The organism is Lysobacter terrestris, assembly GCF_014489475.1.
Taxonomy (GTDB): Bacteria; Pseudomonadota; Gammaproteobacteria; order Xanthomonadales; family Xanthomonadaceae; genus Agrilutibacter; species Agrilutibacter terrestris.
In genome coordinates this window covers 269930-291500 of sequence record NZ_CP060820.1, presented here as the reverse complement: position 1 = coordinate 291500, position 21571 = coordinate 269930, and the positions used below count along the sequence as shown (strand labels likewise).

Annotated in this window: 17 protein-coding genes and 4 tRNA genes; 10 read left to right on the top strand and 11 right to left on the bottom strand. The window is 68.4% G+C overall.

Going from position 1 to position 21571, the window contains the following annotated elements; genetic code table 11:
• Positions 1-3: 3 nt before the first annotated feature.
• The 7 genes from uvrC to H8B22_RS01320 all read left to right on the top strand — a co-directional run bounded on the left by uvrC (position 4) and on the right by H8B22_RS01320 (position 6015).
• Complete coding sequence (gene uvrC, locus H8B22_RS01350) at positions 4-1830, top strand: excinuclease ABC subunit UvrC (protein ID WP_187712367.1); 1827 nt, start codon at positions 4-6, stop codon at positions 1828-1830.
• Between the two features lie 60 nt (positions 1831-1890).
• A complete protein-coding gene (gene pgsA, locus H8B22_RS01345; protein ID WP_187712366.1) occupies positions 1891-2472 on the top strand; it encodes a CDP-diacylglycerol--glycerol-3-phosphate 3-phosphatidyltransferase in 582 nt (193 codons plus the stop codon).
• A gap of 90 nt (positions 2473-2562) precedes the next feature.
• Positions 2563-2638: transfer RNA gene (locus H8B22_RS01340), tRNA-Gly, on the top strand.
• A 133-nt stretch (positions 2639-2771) separates the two neighbouring features.
• A tRNA-Cys gene (locus tag H8B22_RS01335) sits at positions 2772-2845 on the top strand.
• A 58-nt stretch (positions 2846-2903) separates the two neighbouring features.
• Positions 2904-2990: transfer RNA gene (locus tag H8B22_RS01330), tRNA-Leu, on the top strand.
• A 50-nt stretch (positions 2991-3040) separates the two neighbouring features.
• Entirely contained in the window at positions 3041-4321 is a 1281-nt protein-coding gene (locus H8B22_RS01325; protein WP_187712365.1) for a nucleotide sugar dehydrogenase, read from the top strand.
• 71 nt (positions 4322-4392) lie between these two features.
• Positions 4393-6015 carry an FMN-binding glutamate synthase family protein gene (locus tag H8B22_RS01320; RefSeq protein WP_187712364.1) on the top strand — a complete coding sequence of 541 codons (1623 nt, stop codon included), beginning with the start codon at positions 4393-4395 and terminating at the stop codon, positions 6013-6015.
• A 16-nt stretch (positions 6016-6031) separates the two neighbouring features.
• On the opposite strand, the gene arsC is transcribed toward H8B22_RS01320, so the two are convergent.
• The 5 genes from arsC to H8B22_RS01295 form a co-directional block, all read right to left on the bottom strand.
• Positions 6032-6382, bottom strand: a complete 351-nt coding sequence (gene arsC / locus H8B22_RS01315) for an arsenate reductase (glutaredoxin) (protein ID WP_187712363.1) — start codon at positions 6380-6382, stop codon at positions 6032-6034.
• Positions 6383-6554: 172 nt separating this feature from the next.
• Positions 6555-6629 (bottom strand) — tRNA-Val (locus tag H8B22_RS01310).
• A gap of 105 nt (positions 6630-6734) precedes the next feature.
• Positions 6735-7583 carry a tetratricopeptide repeat protein gene (locus H8B22_RS01305; RefSeq protein WP_187712362.1) on the bottom strand — a complete coding sequence of 283 codons (849 nt, stop codon included), beginning with the start codon at positions 7581-7583 and terminating at the stop codon, positions 6735-6737.
• 60 nt (positions 7584-7643) lie between these two features.
• On the bottom strand, positions 7644-8270 hold the full coding sequence (locus H8B22_RS01300; RefSeq protein WP_187712361.1) for a TetR/AcrR family transcriptional regulator: 627 nt from the start codon (positions 8268-8270) through the stop codon (positions 7644-7646).
• Positions 8271-8277: 7 nt separating this feature from the next.
• The gene (locus H8B22_RS01295) at positions 8278-8535 is read right to left on the bottom strand and encodes an acyl-CoA-binding protein (RefSeq protein ID WP_187712360.1); all 258 of its coding nucleotides are present in this window, start codon (positions 8533-8535) and stop codon (positions 8278-8280) included.
• A 162-nt stretch (positions 8536-8697) separates the two neighbouring features.
• On the opposite strand from H8B22_RS01295, the gene H8B22_RS01290 reads away from it, so the two are divergent.
• Complete coding sequence (locus tag H8B22_RS01290; RefSeq protein WP_187712359.1) at positions 8698-10689, top strand: SDR family oxidoreductase; 1992 nt, start codon at positions 8698-8700, stop codon at positions 10687-10689.
• An 81-nt stretch (positions 10690-10770) separates the two neighbouring features.
• On the opposite strand, the gene H8B22_RS01285 is transcribed toward H8B22_RS01290, so the two are convergent.
• From H8B22_RS01285 to H8B22_RS01275, 3 genes are all read right to left on the bottom strand, one after another.
• Positions 10771-11724: a restriction endonuclease gene (locus H8B22_RS01285; protein WP_187712358.1), complete on the bottom strand. Its 954-nt coding sequence runs from the start codon at positions 11722-11724 to the stop codon at positions 10771-10773.
• Between the two features lie 212 nt (positions 11725-11936).
• Positions 11937-12464 (bottom strand): phasin family protein, encoded by a 528-nt coding sequence (locus tag H8B22_RS01280; RefSeq protein WP_187712357.1) that lies wholly within the window; start codon positions 12462-12464, stop codon positions 11937-11939.
• A gap of 101 nt (positions 12465-12565) precedes the next feature.
• Positions 12566-13807, bottom strand: coding sequence for a patatin-like phospholipase family protein (locus tag H8B22_RS01275; RefSeq protein ID WP_187712356.1), 1242 nt, complete (start codon positions 13805-13807; stop codon positions 12566-12568).
• Between the two features lie 127 nt (positions 13808-13934).
• On the opposite strand from H8B22_RS01275, the gene H8B22_RS01270 reads away from it, so the two are divergent.
• Entirely contained in the window at positions 13935-14660 is a 726-nt protein-coding gene (locus tag H8B22_RS01270) for an FFLEELY motif protein (protein ID WP_187712355.1), read from the top strand.
• Here H8B22_RS01270 and H8B22_RS01265 read toward each other — a convergent pair.
• The 3 genes from H8B22_RS01265 to H8B22_RS01255 all read right to left on the bottom strand — a co-directional run bounded on the left by H8B22_RS01265 (position 14657) and on the right by H8B22_RS01255 (position 20616).
• Positions 14657-15055 carry an MliC family protein gene (locus tag H8B22_RS01265; protein ID WP_187712354.1) on the bottom strand — a complete coding sequence of 133 codons (399 nt, stop codon included), beginning with the start codon at positions 15053-15055 and terminating at the stop codon, positions 14657-14659. The genes H8B22_RS01270 and H8B22_RS01265 overlap by 4 nt on opposite strands.
• 128 nt (positions 15056-15183) lie before the next feature.
• Positions 15184-18615 carry an amidohydrolase family protein gene (locus H8B22_RS01260; RefSeq protein ID WP_187712353.1) on the bottom strand — a complete coding sequence of 1144 codons (3432 nt, stop codon included), beginning with the start codon at positions 18613-18615 and terminating at the stop codon, positions 15184-15186.
• A gap of 210 nt (positions 18616-18825) precedes the next feature.
• Positions 18826-20616: a M14 family metallopeptidase gene (locus H8B22_RS01255; protein WP_187712352.1), complete on the bottom strand. Its 1791-nt coding sequence runs from the start codon at positions 20614-20616 to the stop codon at positions 18826-18828.
• A gap of 205 nt (positions 20617-20821) precedes the next feature.
• Between H8B22_RS01255 and H8B22_RS01250 the strand changes: the two genes are divergently transcribed.
• Positions 20822-21454, top strand: a complete 633-nt coding sequence (locus tag H8B22_RS01250) for a glutathione S-transferase family protein (protein WP_187712351.1) — start codon at positions 20822-20824, stop codon at positions 21452-21454.
• Positions 21455-21571: the final 117 nt, after the last annotated feature.

Here is a 21571-nt window from a genome sequence, read left to right as displayed (position 1 = left end):
CCGATGACTTCGCAACCCCCGGTTTTCGACGGCAAGGCCTTCGTGAAAGGGCTGAGCACCGCGCCGGGCGTGTACCGCATGATCGCGGCCGACGAGGTGGTGCTGTACGTCGGCAAGGCCAGCGCGTTGAAGAACCGCGTGGCCAGCTACTTCAACGCCTCGCCGAAGTCGCCGCGCATCGCCACGATGCTCGCGCAGGTGGCGCGCATGGAAGTCACCGTCACCCGCACCGAGACCGAAGCGCTGCTGCTGGAGAACCAGCTGATCAAGTCGCTCAAGCCGCGCTACAACGTGCAGCTGCGCGACGACAAGAGCTATCCCTACGTCCTGCTGACCAACGAAGCGTGGCCGCGCATCGCACTGCACCGCGGTCCGCGCGCCGTGCCCGGTCGTTACTTCGGCCCGTATGCGAGCGTGGGCGCGGTGCGCGAGACGCTGAACCTGATGCACAAGCTGTTCCGCCTGCGTAGTTGCGAGGACAGCGTGTTCCGCAACCGTTCGCGGCCCTGCCTGCAGCACCAGATCGGTCGCTGCAGCGCGCCCTGCGTGGCCCTGGTGCCTGCGGAGGACTACGCCGAAAGCGTGCGCCGCGCCGGCCTGTTCCTTGACGGCCGCAGCGATGAGCTGAGCGACGAACTCGGCAAGGCGATGGAGGCGGCAAGCGAGCGCCTCGAATTCGAGCAGGCCGCGCGCCTGCGCGACCTGATGCAGTCGATTCGCAGCCTGCAGGCGCGCCAGTACGTCGATGGCCGTGCCGCCGAGCTCGACGTGCTCGCCGTGGCGATACAGGACGCGGCGGCCTGCGTGCTGCTGCTCGCGTTCCGCGACGGCCGCAACCTCGGCACGCGCGCCTTCTTCCCCAAGACCGGCGGCAGCACGGATCCGGCCGAGGTGCTGGCCGCATTCGTCTCGCAGTACTACGCCGAGCAGGCGCCGCCGCGCGAGATCGTGCTCGATCGCGACATTCCCGACCGCGAGCTGATCGAGGAAGCCCTGTCGCTCACCGGCGATCGCAAGGTGCAGATCCGGAGCAGCGTGCGCGGCGAGCGTGCCGGTTACGTCGACCTGGCGCGGCGCAACGCCGAGCTGTCGCTGGCCAGCGAGCGCACCAGCCATGCCGCGCAGCGTGCTCGCGTGGAAGGCCTGCGCGACCTGCTGGGCCTGCCGGCGTTGCCTGCGCGGATCGAATGCTTCGACATCAGCCACACCATGGGCGAGGCGACGGTGGCTTCGTGCGTGGTGTTCGACAGCGAAGGGCCGGTGCGTGGCCAGTACCGGCGCTACAACATCGCCGGCATCGAGCCGGGCGACGACTACGCCGCCATGCACCAGGCCATCGACCGCCGCTTCCGCCGCGCCGTGGAAGAGCAGGGCGTGATGCCGGACGTGCTGCTCATCGACGGCGGGGCCGGGCAGGTGGCCCAGGCCCGCGCCGCGCTGGACGACCTCGGCGTGGAAGGGGTCGCGCTGGTGGGCGTGGCGAAGGGCCCGGCCCGTCGCCCCGGCGACGAGGAGCTGCTGCTCCCCAACGGTCGCACCGTGCATCCGGGCGCGGAATCGCCGGCCCTGCAGCTGGTCCAGCAGGTGCGTGACGAAGCGCACCGTTTCGCCATCACCGGGCACCGCGGCCGCCGCCAGAAGGCGCGCAGCACCAGCCGGCTGGAGGACATCCCGGGCATCGGTCCGCGCCGGCGTGCCGCGTTGCTCAAGCATTTCGGCGGCCTGGGCGGGCTGAAGGGCGCCGGCGTCGAAGAGATCGCCCGGGTCGAGGGCGTGAATGCGGCGCTGGCCGAGCGCATCTACGCGGCGCTGCATGGCGTCGAGCCCTGAGCCGCCCGCCGTCCACGAATTGCCCATACACTGGCCCCAGCCCCGAACCGCCCCGTCCTGATGAAGTTGACCGTACCGACCCTCCTGACCCTGCTGCGGATCCTGCTGATCCCGGTGCTGGTCCTGGTGTTCTACCTCCCCTTCAAGTGGACGAATTTCGCGGCGGCGTTCGTGTTCATCCTGGCCTCGGTGACCGATTGGCTGGATGGTTGGATCGCGCGCGCCTACAACCAGTCGTCCGCGTTCGGCGCGTTCCTGGACCCGGTCGCGGACAAGCTGATGGTGGCGGTGGCGCTGCTGCTCATCGTGCAGAAGCATCCGACCCCGTGGATGGCGTTGTGGGCGGCGGTGATCGTGGGGCGCGAAATCGCCGTGTCCGCGCTGCGCGAGTGGATGGCCGAGCTCGGTCAGCGGGCGAAGGTGAAGGTCGCCAGCATCGGCAAGATCAAGACCATCGTGCAGATGGTGGCGTTGACGATCCTGCTGTATTTCGTCCCCGATAAATTCGGCGACAAGCCCAGCATTCCTTTCGTCATCGGCGACTGGATGCTGGCGGTCGCGGCGTTGCTGACCCTATGGTCGGGCTTGGCCTACCTGCGCGCCGCGTGGCCGGCCTTGCGCGAGGACGCGCGCAACTCCTGAAGGAACGCCGGCCCGGGTGCTGCGGGCGGCGACAAATCTGCATTCAGGTGTTGACACTGCCGTTTGTATGCCTAAAATGACGGCTCTTCCGCGGGAATAGCTCAGTTGGTAGAGCACGACCTTGCCAAGGTCGGGGTCGCGAGTTCGAGTCTCGTTTCCCGCTCCAGTTTGTTACGAAGCCCCGTTCGCGGGGCTTCGTTTTTTTCGGATCGTCAGTGCCGCGCGGTTTGCGAATCACCGGCGGTGTGACAGAATCCGGAGCGTCGCTTTAAGGCGGTATTTTTCAAAAGCAGTCATCCGGCCGGGTGGCAGAGTGGTTATGCAGCGGACTGCAAATCCGCGTACGCCGGTTCAATTCCGACCTCGGCCTCCAGTTTCAAGAAGAAGCCCGGCATTGCCGGGCTTTTTTGTACGGGTAAGCTTGTCGCCGCGCCTGGGTGGCGAAACCGGTATACGCAGCGGACTTAAAATCCGCCGGGGGCGACCCCATGCGGGTTCGAGTCCCGCCCCAGGCACCATCCGGGCCGCCGCGGCCCCCGTTCCAGGGCAGGACGAAAGGGCAGGTCGAATGCTGGATCCCCGCAATGCGCGCATCGCCGTGATCGGCCTTGGTTACGTCGGGCTTCCCCTCGCCATCGAATTCGGCAAGCAGTACGACACGCTCGGTTACGACATCGACGCGCAACGCATCGCCGGATTGCGCGAGGGTCGCGACGGCAACCACGAAAGCCGCGCCGAGGATTTCTCCGCCGCATCGAAGCTGCGCTTCAGCGCCGACACCGCCGACCTGCGCGGACGCAACGTCTACATCGTCACCGTGCCGACGCCGGTGGACGCGCACAAGCGCCCGGATTTCACCCCGCTGATCGAAGCCAGCCGCGGCATCGGGCGCGTGCTCGCGGCCGGGGACACTGTGATCTACGAATCCACGGTCTACCCCGGCGCGACCGAGGAGATCTGCGTGCCCGAGCTGGAAGCGGCGTCGGGGCTGCGCTTCAACGTCGACTTCTTCGTCGGCTACAGCCCGGAGCGGATCAACCCCGGCGACCGCAAGCGTCGCCTCGTCGACATTCCCAAGGTCACCTCCGGTTCGACACCGGAGGCCGCCGACTTCGTCGACGCACTGTATCGCAGCATCATTCCTGCCGGTACGCACAAGGCTTCCAGCCTGCGCGTCGCCGAGGCGGCGAAGGTGATCGAGAACACCCAGCGCGACGCCAACATCGCCTTCGTCAACGAGTTCGCGCTGATCTGCCAGCGCCTCGGCCTCGACACTACCGAAGTGCTGGAAGCGGCCGGGACCAAGTGGAATTTCCTGCCGTTCCGCCCCGGCCTCGTCGGCGGGCATTGCATCGGCGTCGATCCCTACTACCTGATCCAGAAGGCGCAGGAGACCGGCTACTACCCGGACATCCTGCTGTCCTGCCGCCGCATCAACGATGCGATGGGCGAACACGTCGCCAACGAGGTCATCAAGCTGATGATCCAGCGCGACATCGCCGTGGCCGGTGCGCGCATTCTGATCCTGGGCATCGCCTTCAAGGAGAACTGCCCGGACCTGCGCAATACCCGCGTGGTGGAGCTGGCGGACCGCTTCCGCGAGTACCGCGCGCAGGTCGATATCCACGACCCGTGGGCGGATCCGGCGGTGGCCAGGCACGAATACGGCGTCGACCTGCTCGAGTCCGAGCCGGAGGCGGGACGCTACGATGCGATCGTGCTCGCGGTCGCGCACGACCAGTACCGCGCGCTCGGGGCCGAAGGCGTGCGCAGGTACGGCCGCGAGGGCGCGCTGCTCTACGACATCAAGAGTTTGTTTCCGCGCGACCAGGTCGACGCGCGCCTGTAGCCTGTTGTTGCCGCTCTAGCTAGTGATTCCGTAGCCAGCGAATCCTGCAGTCACCGAACCGGGAGCAGTCCATGCGCTACGCCGCCTACGTCGCCAGCCTCCTGCTCCTCGCCGGTTCCGCTGCGATTGCCGCGTGGCGTTCCGGAGCGTGGTGGTTCGCCGTCGCCGCATTCGGCGTGCTGGCGATCGTGGGTACCCTCGACCTGCTGCAGAAGCGCAGCACGCTGCGCCGCAACTATCCCTTGCTCGCGCATTTCCGCTACGGGCTGGAGTCGATCGGCCCGGAGATGCGCCAGTACTTCATCGAGTCGGACACCGCGGAGACGCCGTTCTCGCGCCAGCAGCGCGCGCTGATCTACCAGCGCTCGAAGTCGGTCAACGACACGCGTCCGTTCGGCACCCTGCAGGATGTCTACGCGCCCGACTACGAATGGATCAACCATTCGCTGCTGCCGACGCACCCGGCGTCCCACGATTTCCGGGTCGCCGTCGGCGAGAACCGGGCGCAGCCGTACCTGGCGAGCGTGTTCAACATCTCGGCGATGAGCTTCGGCTCGCTGTCCGCCAACGCCATCCGTGCACTGAATCGCGGGGCGAAGGCCGGCGGTTTTTATCACGACAGCGGCGAAGGCTCGATCTCGCCGTACCACCGCGAGCACGGCGGCGACCTGGTGTGGGAAATCGGTTCTGGCTACTTCGGCTGCCGTGACGGGCAGGGGCGTTTCGACCTCGACCGCTTCATCGCCTGCGCCCGCGATCCGCAGGTGCGGATGATCGAGATCAAGCTGTCGCAGGGCGCCAAGCCAGGGCATGGCGGCGTGCTGCCGGCGGCGAAGATCAGCGCCGAGATCGCGGCCACGCGTGGCGTGCCGATGGGCGTGGATTGCGTTTCCCCGTCGCAGCACAGCGCATTCAGCACGCCGGTTGGACTGCTGGAGTTCGTGACGCGTTTGCGCGAGGCCTCCGGCGGCAAGCCGACCGGCTTCAAGCTGGCGATCGGCCATCCCTGGGAGTGGTTCGGCATCGCCAAGGCGATGCACGAGACCGGCCTGCATCCCGACTTCATCGTGGTCGACGGCGCCGAAGGCGGCACCGGCGCGGCGCCCGCGGAGTTCATCGATCACGTCGGCGTGCCGATGCACGAAGCATTGATGCTGGTCCACAACACCCTGGTCGGGCTCGACCTGCGCAGCGGCATCCGCATCGGCGCGGCGGGACGGATCACCAGCGCGTTCGACATCGCGCGCACCATGGCGATGGGCGCCGACTGGTGCAACGCCGCGCGCGGCTTCATGTTCGCCCTGGGCTGCATCCAGTCGCTGAACTGCCACACCGACCGCTGCCCGACCGGCGTGGCGACGCAGGACCCGTCGCGCTGGCAGCACCTCGACGTGCCGGACAAGGCGACCCGGGTGCTGAATTTCCACCAGAACACGCTGAAGGCGCTGCGCGACCTGCTGGCGGCCGCCGGACTGGAGCATCCCGGACAGCTCGGGCCGGAACACATCCTGCGCCGCGTGTCGCCCATCGAGGTCCGCTCGCTGGCCGCGCTCTATCGCTTCCTCGAACCCGGCGAGCTGCTGCTGCGGGAGCCGGACCATGCGGTATTCCGCACGTTCTGGGCGCAGGCGCGCAGCGACTCCTTCGCCGCGCCCGAACGCGTGCGCCGGATGCGCGACAGCAAATCCTGGTAAGCGCCGTGGTGGCGGTTCAGAGCAGGCTGAGCACCTGCTCCGGCGGGCGCCCGAGTACCGCGCGGCCGTCGTGGACGAAGATCGGCCGTTCGATCAGGCGCGGATGCGCGACCATCGCCGCGATCAGGGCGGCTTCGGACAACGCCGGATCCGCCAGTCCCAGTGCCTGGTACTCGTCCTCGCCGGTACGCAGCAGTGCGCGCGCCGGCAACGCCAGCATCTGCAGCAGCGCACGCAGCTCGTCCGCGTCGGGCGGCGTGTCCAGATAGGCGACGACACGCGGCTGGATGCCGCGCTCGTGCAGCAGTTCCAGGGCGCCGCGCGACTTCGAGCAGCGCGGGTTGTGATACAGGCGGGTGTCTTCCATCGTCGTCCGGCTCGCGAATTCGGCGGCCTATTCTGCGCGCTTCAGGGGCTGCAGCGGCCTTGCTCCAACCGGAAGCGGCCTGCGGCACCCGCGGACCGCGTCGATTGCCTGAATCGGCCTTCGCCGGCCCCAGAACGACAAAGGCCGCCTGGGCAGGCGGCCTTGTCGAATATGGTGGGCGGTGCAGGGTTCGAACCTGCGACCCTTGCCGTGTGAAGGCAATGCTCTACCGCTGAGCTAACCGCCCGATGCGTCGCCGAAGCGATGCTGGGCCGCGCATTCTAGGGGCTCTGGCGCTGCGGATCAACTGGGCGCACCCCGGATTTTCCAGGTCCTGTCCCGGATCAGCCCTTCATTCGATCTGCTCGCGCGCGTACGCCGCGTCCAGCGCTTCCATCGCATCCAGCGGCTTGGCCTTGGCGGCCTTTTCGTAGGCGGCCGCGGCGTCGTCTTCCTTCTTGTCACCGTACAGCAGCATCAGCACGTTGCCGTGCTCGATGTGGGCGATGGGGGAGTTGGGGGTCAGCTTGAGCGCGGTCTTGATGTGCTTTTCGGCCTCGGCGGGCTTGGCGCCGTAGGTCATGCCGCCGATCAGTGCGCCGATCTTGTTGACGATCTCCGCGTGGTAGACCGCCATCGCGGTGTGCGCTTCGGCGTGCTTGGGGGCGAGTTCCAGCGTGGTGTCCAGCGCGCTGCGCACCTTGGTGGCGATGCCTTCCTTCAGCGCCTTCACGATCGACAGGCCCTGGCTGTAGCGGCCCAGGGCGAAGGCGAGGCGGTAATGGCTGTTGGCTTCGTCGGGCAGGGCCTTGACCGCGGCTTCGGCGAGCTTGGCGGCCTGCTCGAAGCGCTTGAGCTTCTCGGCGTCGCCGTCGACCAGGTAGCTGGCGTGGATGCCGATCGCCTTCACCGCGACCGAGGCGCCGACCGGGCCGAGCTTCTCGCCGGCATCGAAGGCGGCCTTGAAGTCGCCGTGGTGGAAGGCGCGCCAGGCGTCCTGCAGCGCGGAGGCCAAGGCGTCGGCATCGAGCTTGGGTGCGGCCTTGCCGGCGGCCTTCAGCAGCGCGGCGGCGTGCTTGGCGTCGGGGAACGGTTCGCAATCGCCGGCGTGCAGCTGCGGCCAGGCCTTCTTCAACGCGTCGCCTGCGTACGCGAAACCCTTGGCGTCGTGCGGGAATGCAGCCCATTTTGCGGCGGCCATGGCGAACTCCTGGTCAGGTGGGCGCGGCCCACGTCGGTTGATGTGCGGTGGGTGCGGGCGTCAGTCGATGTACGCCCGCGTCAGGTTGTTGAGGTGCAGGCGTTCGGCGTCGTGCAGGAACGGCGCCAGCAGCATCATCACCTGCACGATGCCGGCGCGGATCGCTTCGTGTTCGTCCTTGTCGCCGCGCGCCGAGGCGTAGTTGAGCCAGAAGGTGGCGATCACCAGCACGTTGGTGGCGGTCGCGGCCAGTTCCGCGCCCGAGGCGCGCATCACGCCGGCCTGCGACAGCCCGCGCATGACCGCGTGCGCCTGCTCGTCGGCGCGCTTGAGGATGCGGGCGAAGCGCAGGCGCAGGCGGCGGTTGCGGCTGAGGATCTCGACCAGGTCGCGGTAGAGGAAGCGGTAGTCCCAGATCGACTCAAACACCAGGTGCAGCTGCAGCCAGATGTCCTCGAGCCCGGGCAGGCGGCCTTCCGGCGCGGCCAGCGCGGCGTCCATGCGCTCCTCGAAGCGCGCGAACAGCTGCTCGATGATGTCGTCCTTGTTGCGGAAGTGGTAGTACAGGTTGCCGGGGCTGATCTCCAGCTCGTCGGCGATGTGGTTGGTGGTGACGTTGGGCTCGCCCTGCGCGTTGAACATGGCCAGGCTGGCATCGAGGATGCGCTGGCGGGTCTGCCGGGCCATCGCGGGCTCAGCCGCGCAGCTTCTTGACCAGGTCGACGTACTTCTTCATCGCGTCGTCCTGGCCGGTGCCCTTGAGCTTGGCCCACGCCTCGTACTTGGCGGTGCCGACGAAATCGAAGAAGCCCGGCTTGGCGCCGGATACGTCGCCTTCCGCGCCCTGCTTGTAGAGCGCGTACAGGCGCAGGAGGGTGTCGTTGTCGGGGCGCTCGGCCAGCGCGTGGACGTCCTTCGCGGCCTGTTCGAATTGGGTCTTCAGATCGGCCATGTCGGCGGCTCCATGCAGAGGATGCGGCATAACAGCATGGGGTCATGGCACGGTCAATACGGGGAGGCATTGTGGGCGGGGGCGGGCTCTGGCAACGTTAGCCGCAAGACCGGCGCTCGCTTCGCAACTCCACCACGCCGGCGTTCTCGGGAGAGCAGGGGCATGAGCTACTTCGTCACCGGCGCCACCGGATTCATCGGTCGCTACCTGGTCAGCAAGCTGCTGGAACGCAAGGGCACGGTGCACGTGCTGGTGCGCAAGGATTCGCAAAAGAAGTTCGATGCCATCGCCAAGAAGATGGGCTGGGACCCCAAGCGGGTCGTGGTCGTCGCCGGCGACATGACCGGCGCCCGTTGCGGGGTCAGCGCCGCCCAGGTCAAGGCGCTCACCGGCAAGATCAAGCATTTCTTCCACCTGGCCGCGATCTACGACCTGACCGCGGACGCGGCCTCGCAGCGCACGGCCAACATCGAAGGCACCCAGCACGCGCTGGACCTGGCCGCCGCGCTCGGCGCCGGCTGCTTCCACCACACCAGTTCGATCGCGGCCGCCGGCATGTACCCGGGCGTGTTCCGCGAGGACATGTTCGACGAGGCCGAAGGCCTGGACGATCCCTACCTCGCCACCAAACACGAGTCCGAAGGCCTGGTGCGCAAGGAGAAGCGCATCAAGTGGCGCATCTACCGCCCGGGCATGGTGGTCGGCCATTCGCAGACCGGCGAGATCGACAAGATCGACGGCCCGTACTACTTCTTCACCCTGATCAAGAAGCTGCGCGAGATGCTGCCGCAATGGATGCCGACGCTCGGCATCGAGGGCGGTCGCATCAACATCGTGCCGGTGGACTACGTGGTCAATGCGATGGACCACATCGCGCACAAGCCGAAGCTGGACGGCCATTGCTTCCACCTGACCGATCCCGAACCGATGCGCGTGGGCGAGGTGCTCAACACCTTCTGCCGCGCCGGCCATGCGCCGGAGATGACCATGCGCATCGACGCGCGCATGTTCGCCTTCGTGCCCAGCGGTATCCGCGCCGCGGTAGGCAACCTGCCGCCGGTGCGGCGTTTCGTCGGCATGCTGCTGCGCGACTTCAAGATCCCGAAGGAAGTCCTCAAGTTCATCACCTATCCCACGCGCTTCGACAACCGCGAGGCCGAGCGCGCGCTGCGCGGCAGCGGCATCGCGGTGCCGCCGCTGGAGAGCTATGCGTGGCGCCTGTGGGACTACTGGGAGCGCCACCTCGACCCGGACCTGTTCGTCGATCGTTCGCTGAAGGGCAAGGTCAAGGGCAAGGTCGTGCTGATCACCGGCGGCTCGTCGGGCATCGGCCTGTCGACCGCGCAGCGCGTGGCCGAGGCCGGCGCGATCACCGTGATCGTGGCACGCGGCGAGGAGGAGTTGTTCAAGGCGCGCGACGAGATGAAGAAGGCCGGCGGCAAGGTCTTCGCCTATACCGCCGACCTGTCCGACATGGCTGATTGCGACCGCCTGGTCGCGACCGTGCTGAAGGACCATGGCCACGTCGACGTGCTGATAAACAATGCCGGCCGTTCGATCCGCCGTTCGATCGAGCTCAGCTACGACCGCTTCCACGATTTCGAGCGCACGATGCAGCTGAACTACTTCGGCAGCCTGCGCCTGATCATGGGCTTCATGCCGGGCATGACCCAGCGCCGCCGCGGCCACATCATCAACATCTCCTCGATCGGCGTGCTGGCCAACTCGCCGCGTTTCTCCGCTTATGTCGCATCGAAGGCGGCGCTGGATGCGTTCAGCCGCTGCGCGCAGGGCGAACTGTCGGGCAAGGGCATCAGCTTCACCACGATCAACATGCCGCTGGTGAAGACGCCGATGATCGCGCCGACCAAGATGTACGAGAGCGTGCCGACGCTGACGCCGGACGAGGCGGCGGACCTGGTGGTGAAGGGCATCATCGAACGCCCCAGCCGCATCGCCACGCGCTTGGGCATCTTCGCCTCGGTGATCAACGCGGTGGCGCCGAAGGCCTACGAGGTGGTGATGAGCACGGCGTTCGAGCTGTTCCCGGATTCGGCCGCCGCCAAGGGCGACAAGAAGGCGCTCAAGGGCGAGTCGCAGCCGAGCAACGAACAGATCGCCTTCGCCGCGTTGATGCGCGGCGTCCACTGGTAACGGATGCCGGCAACTGATTGACCGAGGCAAACGAAAAACGCGGCCGCAAGGCCGCGTTTTTTCATGCCGCCGTGGCTGGCGTCAGTACGTCGCGCACTGCAGGAAGCGCGCGGGTCGGGTCGCGCCCGCCGGCGGCTGCAGGTGCAGGCGCGAGGTGCGCAGGCCTTCGTGCTTCTCCATGATCCCGCAGATGTTGCGCACCGGGTCGACCGACTCGTCGGTGAGGTAGATCAGCAGGGTGGAGCGTGTGCTCCACATCGCGCGCTCCACGCCCGGCACCGTGGCCACCATGCGGATCACGTCGTCGCGTTGCTCGTCCTCGCTTTCGGGGGCTGCGGCGGCGGCATCGCCGGGCACCGTGCCTGCAGGTTGCACCGTCGGCGCGGCCGCTTGTGGCGGAGCCGGTGTCGCAGCGGCGACCGGATCGACGGCTTCCGCGTCATCGCCCTTCGGCGCCACCAGCGCCGCCACCAGCCCGAGCGTGAGCGCCGCGGCCCACGCGACCGCGATCTGCCGCTTCGTGGCCGCCTGCGCCTTGCCCGCCAGCTCGTCGCGCACGCCGGCCGAAAGCTGCGCCTCCACGATAGGCCACAGCGCGTGGCCGTCGAACAGCTCCACGTGGCCGGTCGCGAATTTGCGTGCCTGCGACTCGACTTCGCCCAGCGTCGCCACCACGCCACCGGCCGCGCCGTGGAAACGGATGGCATCGGCCATGTCGCCGACCATGGACTGGGTGATGCGGTAATTGAGCCCGTGCTTGCAGGCGAGCAGCCAAGCCTGCTGGTTGCGGCGGACGTGGATCACGGAATCCTGGCCGCGCTCGGCGGCGTCCTCGACCGCTTCCGGCTCGAAGCCGCGGCTGCGCAGGCCGTCGAGCACGAGCCGGGAGAATTCGCGCCAGCGCATCGCGGCCAGCAGCTTCAGGCCTTCGCTGCGTTCGGCGTTCGGGCGTTGCACCAGCCACAGCCACGCGGTGGCGCCGCCACCGAGCACCAGGGTGACTGCGGATGCAAGCAGGAGCGACGTTACCGACATTGATCCAACCCTGGTGGCCGAGCGCGAACTATACGTCAGCGCCACGAGGCCGAGAACGTGAAGAACGTCAGTGGCCGGGCAACAAAAAGCCCGCCAGTCCGAATCGCAAGGGGAGGGGAGCTGCGTCGGGGACTGGCGGGCGTGAAACGTGCTGTGAATCGGTGATGCGGGCGGCGCCGGTTGCGCCGCCGGGATGGATCAGGTCGCGGCGATCAGGCCGACGGCGCAGCCGTGCGGCTCTTGCGCGCGGCCGGCTTGCGCACGGTCTTGGTGGCCTTCTTCGCCGCCGGCTTGCCGTTCTGCTTGCGCAGTTCGGCGGTCAGCGAATCGACCTTGCGGGTGAGTTCGGCGAGGTCGTCGCGGCCGGGAACGCCGAGCTTGGTCAGGGCGCGCTGCACGCGGTCCTCGAAGACCTTTTCCAGGCGATCCCAGGTGTCGGTGGCGCGTTCGCGTGCCTGGCCGACCTTGCTCTCCACGGCGCCGCGCACGACATCGGCCTGGCCGCCGGCGAACTTGAGCGCGTTCTTTTCGAGCTTCAGGCCTTCCTTGATCAGGGCCTCGAACAGCTTGGTGCCTTCGGTCTGCGCGCGGCTGAAGGCGCCGACGCCGGCGAGCCACACCTGCTGTGCGGATTCGCTCAAGGTCTTCGACAGTTGCTCGGCCTGCTGTGCGCTGGCCTTGGCAGAGGCGCCCTTGGTGGCACGTGCAGTCTTCTTCGCGGTCTTCTTGAACTTGGCCATGGCTCGATCCCGGCTGGGAGTTGGGTGATGGCTGCAAGATCGCGGCGTTGTCTAGAGCTTTCACACCAAGGCCCGCGGTCATGGCGGGCGCGGCAACGGACTCAGTGCCGCGAGGCCACCAGTGCGTCGAGGTCATTGAGCGCGCGATGCAGGCGCGCCGTGGTTTCGGTCCGGCGCGGTCGCGGTTGCAGGCCGTCGAGGATCGAGCGGCTCGCGTCGCCGGCGATGTCCTCGCGCACGCGCAGCCCGTGCGCGGCCAGCACCGGCGCGAGCGTGTCGCCGCGCGTGCGCAGGTCGGCCATCACGTTGCGGTAGGCGATCTCGGCGATGCGCTGGCGGTTGGCGAAGCTGAAGGCGTTGGTGAAGAACAGTTCGCCGTCCTGTGCGTTCGGTTCGAAGATCAACTGGTCGATGTCGGGGAACTGCTGCTGGTGCTTGGCCAGGCCGATCTGCATGCGCGACTGCAGCAGCGTGCGGAACGTCTGCGAGAGCACGGCGGGCAGGCCGCCCGCGGCGAGGCGGCCGGGGCTGCTCGCCGCGACGCCGATGTCGGCGCCCGAATTGAACGCCACCAGCGGGTTCACCCCGAGCATCAGGTCGATGCCGCGCTCGAGCACGACCGAGGCGTGCATCGTGCGTCGCAGGGCGCCGTCGACGAAGTGGCGGCCGCGCACTTCCACCGGCGGATACAGGCCGGGCAGGGCCGCGCTGGCCTGGATGGCCTGCGAGATCGGCACGTCGTCCCATTGCTTGCCGCCGAAACGCACCGCTTCGCCGCTGTCGAGATCGACGGCGATGACGTACAGGCGCGAATCGAGCTGGCGGAAGTCGTTGCTGCGGCCGCGACGGGTGAACACGTCGCGCAGGAAGCGTTCGACCTCGGTGTTGTCGAACAGGCCGGTCGGGACCAGGCCGCCGAAGCGGGTGAGGAAATCCGGCCAGCGCAAGTCGCCAGGCGAGAACAGCAGCTCGCGCCACCAGTCCGCGGCCAGGCGCGGGAACGCCGAGGCGCGGCGCATGTACTCGAAGACGGCCGGTCGCATGAAGGCTTCGGGTCGGAACTGCACGTCGTCGCTGTCGCCGGTGAGGAAGATCCGGCACATCTCCTCGGTGCCGATCCGGTTGGCGAGGCTGGCGGCGAGGAACGCGCCGCTGCTGACACCGACGTAGCAATCCAGCCGCGACAGGTCGAGGCCCTCGATGGCTTCATCGAGCGCGCGCAGCGCGCCCAGTTCGTACATGCCACCGATGGGCCCGCCACCGGCGACGGCCAGGCCGATGCGCGGTGGGGTCTTGTCGGAGGCTTTGCGCGCCCTCTGGCGGGCGGTATGGAAGGACAGCATGCGCGCGGGCGAACCAGTCGGAGCCGGGATCAGTGGGCCGAGTGTAACGGACCGGCCGCGCGCGGAATGGGGTGCCCGTCAGGCGCGCCGGTTGCCTGTAGGGCCCCGGCTCGGGATCATCCCCCCGATGTCCCGGAACCGAGATCTTCCCAAGCGCCTGGGCTGCCTGCTGGCCCGGCACCAGGCCGTGCACGATCCCGAGCGCGAACCGCGCAACCACCTGCGCTGGTTGCCGGAGGTGCGGCGCTGGCAGGCCCGGCGCCTGGAAGCCAGCTTCGACCGCTTCCTGCGTGATCCGACCCGCCGGCCCGCGGCGCAGTTCTTCCTCAGCGACGTCTACAACGACCGCGATTTCAGCCGTCGCGACGCCGACATCGCGCGCGTGCTGCCGACGATGCAGCGGCTGTTGCCGGCGACGTTGCTGGAAACCCTGTCCAACGCGATCGAACTCGGCCTGCTCACCCACGCCTTCGACCTGCGCCTGGCCCACGTGCTGGAAGCGATGCCGTCGCGGCGCCGGCGCCTGGATGCGCCGCTGTACGCGCAGGCCTACCGCGAAGCCGGGCTGCCACGGCTGCGCAGCCACCAGATCGACCTGATCGCGCACGTCGGCACCGGCCTGGCCGGGGCGCTGCGCATGCCCGGGGTGGCGATGCTGCTGAAACTCTCGCGCGGGCCGGCGAAGGCGGCCGGACTGGGCGAATTGCAGGGATTCCTCGAACGCGGCTTCTCCGCCTTCGCCCGGTTGGGCAATGCGCGCGAGTTCATCGGCGAGATCGAAGCGGACGAGCGCGAGTTGTCGCGGCGCCTGTTCGCGGGCGATCCGGATCCGTTCGCGGGACGGATCGGCTAGCGCTGCGCCGAAGCCGCAGCGCGGGTCTTGCGGCAAGCCATCGCGGGCTGGCCGAGCAGGCTCAGGCTGACCTTGCCGGGGCGGCTCCAGAACTCGTTGCCGGCGGCGTCGGCGAAGCGCGCGCCGTCCTCGTTCGCCATCGACTTGAGCGTGAGCGTGCGCTCGGGCGTTTCCAGGGTGATCGATTCGAGCGACGCGTCGTCGAAGTGCGTCGCGACCGTGAGCTTGTCGCACTGCCAGCGGGTCACCGTCGTGGCGGTCTTGTGCGTGGAAGCGGACGGCGATGACGGCGTTGCGGCATCGGTCGCGGTCGCCGGATCGGCCGGGCCGGACGGCTGGCAGGCGATCAGCGGCAGGACGATGGACAACAGCAGCGTGGCGCGGCGCGCAGTCATGGAGCTTCCCGGAAAAGACAACCGGCGCAGGCTACACCTGCGCCGGTGGGCATGGGCTTGCCGCCGCGTGCGCCGCGTCACATTGCGGTGACGTCGCGGCGCGCGCCGCGCATCGTTGCGTGACCGGTTCAGTCGTCGTGCGTGTGCGCGCCGTGGCCCTTCGGGCAATGGCAGACCGCGGTCGGTCCGTACTCCAGGCCGAAGGTCTGGCCGTCGCGATGGCGCTGCCAGTAGAACTCCGGTGCCTTGCTGGCGCGGTTGCCGATTTCCGCCATGTCCGCGTCGACGTCGAACAGGCGGCCGTCGACCATCACGTAGCGCGTGTCGATGGTGCTGCGGATCTGTTCCAGCGGATTGGAGTTGAGCACGACGAAGTCGGCCTGCTTGCCCGCTTCGATCGAGCCGATCTGCTTGGACAGGCCGAGCAGGTCGGCGCCGTCGATGGTGGCCGCGCGCAGGGCCTCGAAGTTGCTGAAGCCGCCCTGCGTGAGCATCCAGATTTCCCAGTTCGGCGACAGGCCCTGCAACTGGCCGTGGCCGCCGACCTGGATCTTGATGCCGGCATCGCGCAGCTTCTTCGCCGACTTGGCGACTTCGAGGTGCCAGTAATCCCAGTCCGGCGCGGTTTCGCGGCGGATGCTGCGTGCGTCCAGCGTCTCGCGCGGGAAGAAGCGGTTGAGCTTCTTGTCCTCCCACACGTTGTCGTGCGCGTACCACCAGTACTCGCCCGACAGGCCGCCGTAGCTGACCACCAGGGTCGGCGTGTTGCGCACGTCGGTCTGGCGCCACATCTCGACCACGTCCTTGTACAGCGGCGCGACCGGGATGTTGTGCTCGATGCTGGTGACGCCGTCGAGCACCATGGTCATGTTGTGGTGGAAGGTCGAACCGCCTTCCTCCACGACCAGCATGCCCAACTCGCGCGCGGCGGTGTTGATCTGCTGGCGCTGCTCGCGACGCGGCTGGTTGTAGCTCTTCACGCTGAAGGCGCCGTTCGCCTTCATGCGGCGCAGGTGGCTGCGCGCGTCGTCGAGCGAGTTCACCACCGCCTTGAAGTCGCCGTCGGCGCCGTACAGGATCGTGCCGGTGGAGAACACGCGCGGGCCGACCATGCGGCCGCTCTTCTGCAGTTCGCTTTCGGAAAACACGAACTCGGTCGTCGCCGACGGGTCGTGCATGGTGGTGACGCCAAAGGCGAGGTTGGTGTAGTACGCCCAGTTCTGCTGCGGCACCACGCCCTGGCCGAAGTGCGCGGCGTGCGCGTGCACGTCGACGTAGCCCGGGACGATGGTCTTGCCGCCGGCGTCGATGACGCGCGCGCCGGCCGGAATGGCGACGTTCGCGCCGACGGCCTCGATCATGTCGCCGCGCACCAGCACGGTGCCGTCCTCGATCACTTCCTGCGTGCGCTCGGCATCGCGCATGGTGACGATGCGGGCGTGGGTGAAGGCGACCACGTCCTTGGCCTGGTCGACCGGCACGGTCAGCCCGACCGCGATGCCGGTGTTGGCGCTGGGCTTGGGCAGTTCGGCCGGCGCACCCGGGAGGAAGGCGAAGCTCTGGGTGAGGTCGCGGGTGAAATAGCGGTCGCCGACCATCCAGTGCAGCGCCTTGCTGTCCGCGCTCCAGTGCAGGTAGCTGCCGACGTCGGCGCTGACCTGGGTGACCGGTATCGCCTTGCTGTCCTTGCTCAGCTCCACCACCTTGCCGGTGGCGACCAGCGGGGCGACGTAGGCGTTGAACAGTTCGGTGAACGCGACCCACTTGCCGTCGGGCGACACGGTGACCGCATCGACGTACTTGAGGTCGAACACCTCGCGCGGCTCCTCGCCGTTGAGGCCGACCGACATCAGCTTCTTCTTCAGCCCGCCGCCGGTGAGGAAGTACACGCGCTTGCCGTCGGCGCTGAACTGCGGCGCGTCGCCTTCGAGCGCGACGCGCACGGCCTTGCCGCCGTCGGCCGGCATCACGTAGATGCCGCGGTCGCCGGACCACAGCGAACCGGTCAGGCCGCCACCGCCGGACTTGCTGTAGACGATGCGGCGGCCGTCGGGCGAGAAGCGCGGCCCGTAGTAGAAGCCCTTTTCCTGGGTGAGGCGCTTGCCGGTACCGCCACCGTTGGCGTCGCGCACGTAGATCGCGCCCATGCCGGCGTCGGTCCACGTGGTGTACAGCAGCTTGCGACCGTCGGGGCTGAAGCTGGGCTGGTATTCGTAGACGCCGTCGTTGCCGGTGAGGCGTTCGGGCTTGCCGTCTGGCAGGCGCTTGCGCCACAGCTGGCCGACCGCGTGGAAGATCAGCGTCCTGTCGTCGGCCGATGTCGCCACGTCGCGGATCATCTTCGGCGCGAAGTTGCCTTCGTCGATCTTCTGCTCGAAGCGCAGCGGTTCGGCGACGGTCTGTTCGACGTCGGCATTGAAGGCGATGTTCGCCGGCTTGCCGCTGGCGATGTCGACGCGCCAGAGCTTGCCCTGCGCCCAGATCACCACGGCCTTGGAATCCGGGGTCCAGTCGTAATTCGCGTACGGGCCGAAGATCGCCCACGCCTCCTGCTGGTCGTGCGAGAGGCCGTCCCACACCGGGCGCACTTCGCCGCTGGCGAGGTCCATCACGTGCAGTACCGACTTATCGCGCACGCGCTTGACGAAGGCGAGCGACTTGCCGTCTGGCGAGGGCTGCGGACGCACCGCGCCGCCGGGCGTGGCGATCAGCGTCTCGATGCGGCCGTTCTCGCGATCCAGGCGCTTGATCGCGTAGATCACGTCATGCGGGTTCTTGTTGTACTGGAACGACGGGCCCTGGCTGACGTCTTCGGAGAAGTAGACGTAGCGGCCGTCCGGCGACACGGCTGGTTCGCCCAGGTCCTGCTGGTCGTTCTTCTGCTTGGTCAGCTGCAGGCCGCCGCCGCCGCTGACGTGGTACAGCCACAGCTCGCCCGCGCCGAGCGAGCGCTCGCCAGTGAAGTGCTTGCGGCCGATCAGGTACTGGCCGTCGGGCGTCCACGCCGGGTTGTTGAGCAGGCGGAAGTCTTCCTTGGTGACCTGCGCGGCATTGCTGCCGTCGGCACGAACGCGCCACAGGTTGTTGCCGCCGCCACGGTCGGAAGTGAAGGCGAGTTCCTTGCCGTCCGGCGACCAGCGCGGCTGCACGTCCCAGGCCGGGCCGCTGGTCACGCGCTTGGCCTGTCCGCCGCCGATGGGCAGGCGATACAGGTCGCCCAGCAGCGAGAACGCGACTTCGCGGCCATCGGGCGCCACGTCGACGTCCATCCACGTGCCTTCGTCGGTGCTGAAGCGCACGGCCTTGGTCGGGCCGTGCGCGGCGCTGACGTCCCACTTCGGTTCTTCCTTGGCGGCTTCGCCCGGCTTGCTGCGACCCTTGGCCGTCTGCGGCGAGGCCTTGGCCGGATCGGTGCCGGCCGGATCGAGCGCGTCCTGCTCGAGCTGCTGCTTGGCCTGTGGCGCGGGTTGCGGCTGCGGTGCCGGCGGGTTCTGCGCGGCGGCGGAGACGGAGATCGCGCTGGCGAGCGCGACGACGAGCAGGCGGCGAGGGTAGGTCATTGCGTAGGCCCGGCAGACATAAAGACCGCAGCCTAGCGTGATCGGGACCCGTGGGCTCTAGGCGGAAAGTCCTGTTGCCGGGCCTTGGGCTTTGCGCGAACGGTCGGTTCGAAGGGGCTTCGGTTGGATCCGTGGGGCCGGTCGCGTTATCGCCGCGTCGGCCCGCATCCCAGCCTTCCCGCACGCGGGGAAGGCCGGGGCCATGAACCGTCAGGGCGCGGGCGCGTGATCGATCCGCAACACCGGATACACGTTGTACGCCTGGTCCCACGACGAATGCAGGCGGGCGAAGAACTCCAGCCGGGCGGAGGCGTCCTTCGCGAACGCGGCATCGTCCTTCAGGCGCTGCTCGAACCGCGCCTTCAGCGCCGGATCCCTGGCCAGCATGTCGCGCGCGACTTCCTCGGCGACGTAATCCTCCATGTATTCCTTGCGCTCGAAGGCCGGGTTGAATTCGCCCCAGGCCAGCAGCGAATCGCCGGCCTGCGGTTCCAGCAGCGTCATCACCAGGCGCGCCTTCGCCTGCGCGATCGGCACGAACAGGCTGCCGGCGGCGACATCGCGCCGTTCCGGTTGCCACGCGCCCGTGGCGGTGAGCGTCTGGTGGCCCTCGAACGACTGCGCGGAGAACCTGGTTTCGCTCGCGTGGAAGGCCTGGGCGTCCACCGACAGCGGCGCGTCGAGCCGGCGGAATTCGATGCCGTGCTGCTGCAGCTTCGCGCCGACCCAGGCCGCGTGCGCGGCCGGTACCAGGTAGCCCGCGCGCGGCGCGTCGAGCACGTGATCGGGCACGACTTCGTCGCGCAGCGGGATGTGCCAGACCTGCGGCGTGTTCTCGTCGTAGCGCGTCATCAGCGCACCGGAGACCTCCGACGGCGTCCGCGTGTAGGCGTAGCCCTGGAACGCGATCGTGCGCGCCTTGTCGGTGGCCTTGTAGTCGAGCGCGACCGGTTGTCCGGCGAGCTGCGCCGCGCGTTCGTCGGCGGCATGCACGTCCTGCAGCCACTGCCGGCCGTGCGCGGCGATCAGCTCGGCGGCGGCGAGTACGGTGTTGCGGGTGATGCGGACGCGGGTGGGGTAGTCCTTCCACGAATGCGTTTCGACCAGCATGCCCAGGCGGTTGCGCTGGGCGAAGTAGCTCTGCGAGAAGCGCGGCGCGGCGACCCCGTGCTCGAAGCCGGAGGCCGGGTTGTCGTATTCGACGAACGAGGGATAGAACGGCAGCGGCAGCGAGCCCTGCCGCTTCAGGCGCGCGATCACGCCGTCGCGCCACGCCTTGCCGACCTTGCGCAAGGGCGCGTCGTTGCCTTCGGTCGGTTCGACCATGATCGAGATGTCGTGCCGGAACTTCGCGCCGTCGGTGACGTGCAGGTCCATCATCGCCAGCGGGTCCCATTCGTTGGCCAGCCGCAGCATCGCCTGCATCTCGGGGGCGTCGGCCTTCACGTAGTCGCGGTTGAGGTTGTAGTTCTGCGCGGTGGTGCGCCAGCCCATCTCCTCCGGGCCGCGCTGGTTCGGGCGGTTCCAGGCGGCGAAACGCTCGTGCCCGTCGACGTTGAACACCGGCACGAACACCAGCACCAGGCGGTCGAGCGGGTTGTCCTTGCGCTTGCCATCGAGCAGTTCGCGCAGCAGCAGGAAACCCGCGTCCTTGCCGTCGATCTCGCCGGCGTGGATGCCGCCCTGCACCAGCAGCACGGGCAGTCCGGCGTCGCGCGCGGCCTGCGCCTGCAGCTTGCCGGTCCTGCTGACCGCCAGCGCCTTCATCGGCCGGCCTTCGGGTGTGGTGCCGAAATCGAAGCAGCGCACGGCGTCCGGATAGCGCTGCTGGAAGGCTTCGCACAGCGCGATCACTTCATCGTAGCGGCCGGTCTTCACGAAGCCGCTGCGCTCGGAGACCGTGGCGAGGTCGGTGCTGGCGGCAGCGGGCGCGGTGGCGGCAAGGGCGAGGGCCAGGCCGGCAGATATCAGACTGGCAGGTAGCAGGAGGGTGCGGGGCATGGTCGGTTCGACAGAAGGAATGAGGAGATGGTAACGGCACGTCGTAACGGCGCGTCGTAGTGGCGCGTCGTAATGGCGCGAAGGTAGCCGCTTCGACACGCCGGCGGGGTGCGAAGGTGCACGGATTGCTGTCGGCGTGGTGTCAGCAGTGCGTGCGTCGCGCGCCGCGTGCGATCATCCGCGCACCATCCACAGGAGCCGCTGCATGTATTCGCTCTACTACTCCCCCGGCGCCGCCAGCATGGTCGTGCATTGGCTCCTGATCGAACTTGGCGTGCCGCACGAACTGCGCCTGGTCGACACCAAGGCCGGGGAGCAGAAATCGCCCGAATACCTCGCGCTCAATCCCAACGGGGTGGTGCCGACGCTGGTCGACGACGGCGTGCCGCGGTTCGAATGCAGCGCGCTGGCGATGCTGCTGGCCGATCGCCACGCGCAGGGCGGTTTCGCGCCCGCGCCCGACAGCCCGCTGCGGCCGCAGTACCTGCAGTGGATGTTCCACCTTGCCAATGCGGTGCAGCCGCTGTTCCGCATCTGGTGGTACCCGCACGAGCCCGCCGGTGCCGCCAACGAGGCGCTGGTGCGCGAGGCGGTCCGCCCGCGCATCGAAGCCGCGTGGGATCGCCTCGACGCGCACCTGGGCGCGCACGGTCCGTACCTGCTCGGCGACCACGTCAGCGCCGCCGATTTCTACCTGGCGATGCTGATGCGCTGGTCGCGCAACATGCCGCAGCCGGCCACGACCTGGCCGCACCTGGCGGCGCTGGCGCAGCGGATGAAGGCGCGACCGTCGTTCGCCACGCTGTACGCGCGCGAAGGCCTGAGCGAGTGGGCCTGATGGCCTGAATTCCCGCCGGCGCGGCCGGCGGCCGAGTTCCGTGCCTGCCCGGGGCTGGGTTACCCTGCGGCGGGTCGGCGGGCATGCCCCGCCGTTTTCCTGACTTTTCCAGCCGGA